2 protein-coding genes are annotated in these 3,411 nt (G+C 73.9%); both read right to left on the bottom strand.

From position 1 onward, the window contains the following. Positions 1-111 precede the first annotated feature (111 nt). Positions 112-2,067, bottom strand: a complete 1,956-nt coding sequence (gene dnaG / locus VF825_RS13935) for a DNA primase (RefSeq protein ID WP_331114305.1) — start codon at positions 2,065-2,067, stop codon at positions 112-114. Between the two features lie 36 nt (positions 2,068-2,103). Then, positions 2,104-3,351: a deoxyguanosinetriphosphate triphosphohydrolase gene (locus VF825_RS13930; protein WP_414695860.1), complete on the bottom strand. Its 1,248-nt coding sequence runs from the start codon at positions 3,349-3,351 to the stop codon at positions 2,104-2,106. Positions 3,352-3,411 lie beyond the last annotated feature (60 nt).

Raw genomic sequence — 3,411 nt, 5'->3', positions numbered from 1 at the left:
TGACGTCGTCGACCGCGTGGGCGAGGACCCGCTCCCCCCGCCCGAGCTCGAGCGTCGCGGCGACGTCCCCGGGCAGGTCGGGCTGGGTCTTGCGGAGGCGGGGAAGGCGCATCAGCCCAGCCTGTCACGCAGGGCGACGAGCTCACGCTGCAGCCCCTGGAGCTGGACCGACAGGGCCCGTGCCGCCTCGGGGTCGCCGGACTCCATGCGGCGCAGCGCGCTGAGCGCGTCGGCGATGCGGCGGGTCAGCGCCACCTCCTGGACGCGGACGAGCAGGGAGCTGAGGTAGCGCCGCTCGGGCAGCCCGGTCGCGCCGTCGATCCTCGTCGGCAGCGGCGCCACCGCCAGCTCGTTCACCAGCGGCCGGACGGTGGCCGCGGCGGCCTCGGTGACGCGGTCGGCCCACACCCCGGTGGAGGCGGCGGCACCGGGCCCGCCGGCGGCGCGGACCGCGTCGTGGACGGCACGGTGGGCCGGCGCAGTGAACGCTGCCGTGTCGATGGCGTCGAGCTCTGCCGGGTCGAACTGGCCCGGGAACTGCAGCACGGCCTGGAGCAGCTGCCGTTCGGCCAGCACCACGGGGTCGCGCAGGTCCGGGTGGGGCATGACCTGGACCTCGTCGCGCCGGTCGTGCTCGGGCTCGCCGCGGGGACCGCCGTCCGGGCCGTGGCCCGCGCCGTCACTGCCACGCCCCGGGGCACCCCCACCGGACGCCGCGTCGCGGGCGGCGATACGCCCGGCTCGCCCGACCTCGGCGGCCACCTGCTCGACCTCGACGCCGATCCAGCCGGCGACAGTGCGGGTGTACTCCGGGCGCAGGGATCGGTCGCGGATGCCGGCGATGATCGGCGCCACGGCCCGCAGGCCCTGGATCCGTCCCTCGGCGTTGACCAGGTCAAAGCGCCCCAAGGTGGTGCGGACGGCGAACTCGAACATCGGGAGGGCGTCCTCGATGAGCGCCCGCACCGCCAGGTCGCCCTCGGCCTGACGCAGCTCGCACGGGTCCTTGCCGGAAGCCTCCACGGCCACGAACGACTGGGAGGCCCAGCGCTGGTCCTCGGCGAAGGCCCGCATGGCCGCCTTCTGGCCGGCGGCGTCACCGTCGAAGGTGAAGACCACCTTGGCGGGCGCCAGGTCGCTCTCGTCGCGCATGAGCCGGCGCAGCACCTTGATGTGCTCGACCCCGAAGGCCGTGCCACAGGTGGCCACGGCGGTCTCGATGCCCGCGAGGTGGCAGGCCATGACGTCGGTGTAGCCCTCGACCACGACCGCGGTGCGGTCACGGGAGATGGCCTTCTTGGCCAGGTCGAGGCCATAGAGGACGGTGGACTTCTTGTAGATCGAGGTCTCGGCGGTGTTGAGGTACTTCGCCTCGATCCGGTCGTCGTCGAACAGCCGCCGGGCGCCGAAGCCGACCACGTCACCGGTGATGTCGCGGATCGGCCACATGAGGCGTCCGCGGAACCGGTCGTAGAGCCCGCGCTGCCCGCGCCCTGCCAGCCCCGCGGTCACGATCTCGTCGTCGCTGAACCCCTTGGACCGCAGGTGCCGGGTCAGGGCCTCGCCGGCCCGCGGGGAGAAGCCGACCCCGAAGTGCTCCGCGGCGGTCCGGTCGAACCCGCGGTCGCGCAGGAAGTCGCGCCCGGCCCGCGCCTCGGCGAGGTCGACCAGGGAGCCGGCGTAGAACTCGGTGGCCACCCGGTGCGCCTCGACCAGCCGGGACCGCTTGCCCAGCCCCTCGTCACGACGCGGGCCGACGCCGTCCTCGTAGTGCAGCTCCATGCCGAGCTTGCCGGCGAGCCGCTCGACGGCCTCGCTGAAGCTGAGGTGCTCGACCTTCTGCACGAAGGAGATGACGTCGCCGCCCTCGCCGCAGCCGAAGCAGTGCCACGCCCCGACCGCGGGCCGGATGTTGAAGGACGGTGACTTCTCGTCGTGGAAGGGGCACAGCCCCTTGAGCGAGCCGGGCCCGGCGCTGCGCAGCGTGACGTGCTCGCGCACGATGTCCTCGATCGACGAGCGCTCCTTGACGAGAGCAACGTCGTCGGCCTTGATCCGACCCGCCACAGAGCCTCCTTGGTGTGCCGCGGCGAGTCTAGGTGGTCACACCCACATCGCGTGCAGGGCCGTGGCCCGCGGGTCGGTGTAGCCGGCCACCTGGTCCACGACCGCCCGCATGGCCGCCGCGTCGTCACCGGCCTCGCGCCAGTCGGCCAGGTGGGTGACGTCGAGCCGGTCCTCCGGCTTGTCCAGCAGCGCCTCGACCAGGTCGCGCACCACGTCGCGCTGCCGCGCCATCACCTGCAGCCGCTCGGCGGCGTTCATGACGAAGTGCGCCGCCACCCCCTTGAGCAGCGCGCACTCCGCGCGGACCTCCTCGGGCACGACCAGGTCCGCGGCGTAGCGGGTCAACGGACCCGGGCCGTATGCCGCGCGCGTCGCCTCCTCCACGGCGAGCACGAACCTGCCGACCAGCCGGCTGGTCATGTCCTTGAGCGCCGCGAGGTCGGCGCGGGATCCGTTCCAGGACAACGGGATCCACCCCGTGTCCAGCAGCCGGCCCATGGCCCGCGCCAGGTCCTCCTCGGTCAGGTCCGGGGCGTAGGCCGCGCGCGCCACCTCGACCACCTGCGCCATCTGGGACTCCGAGCGCAGGTCGGCCAGGTCGACCCGGCCGGAGGCGACGGCGTCCTCCACGTCGTGCACCGAGTAGGCGACGTCGTCGGACCAGTCCATGACCTGCGCCTCGAGGCACCGGCGGGTGGGATCGGCCTCCGGCGCCCCGAGCCGGACCCACTCGAAGACCGGCGCGTCCGCGGCATACACGCCGAACTTGGCGGTCTGCGACGGCGCCTCGCCGCGCCGCCACGGGTACTTCAGGACGGCGTCGAGGCTGGCCCGGGTGAGGTTGAGCCCGGCCGGGCGCCCGTCGGGGTGCGTGCGCTTGGCCTCCAGCCGGGTGAGCAGGCGCAGCGTCTGGGCGTTGCCCTCGAACCCGCCGATGTCGGCGGCGACGGCCGCCAGCGCAGCCTCGCCGTTGTGGCCGAACGGCGGGTGACCCAGGTCGTGCGCCAGGCAGGCGGTGTCGACGACGTCGGCGTCGCAGCCGAGCGCGGCCCCGAACTCGCGACCGATCTGCGCGACCTCCAGGGAGTGGGTGAGCCGGTTGCGCACGAAGTCGTCGCTCGTCGGCTGCACCACCTGGGTCTTGGCCGAGAGCCGGCGCAGCGCCGAGGAGTGGACGACGCGAGCCCGGTCGCGGGCGAAGTCGTCGCGGTCAGCGCGCTTGAGCGCCGGGTCCTCGCGGACCCACCGTTCGCGGTCGGCGTCGGCATAGGTGCTCACGAACAGGCACTGTATGCCGCGCCGCCGACCTCGGCGGCCCGGCTCACCCCTGCCCACCCCTGGGAC

The sequence above is a fragment of the Oryzihumus sp. genome (genome assembly GCF_036391795.1).
Lineage (GTDB): Bacteria > Actinomycetota > Actinomycetes > Actinomycetales > Dermatophilaceae > Oryzihumus.
Note: the sequence above shows the minus strand (reverse complement) of the source record. Positions and strands in the feature narration are given on the sequence as shown.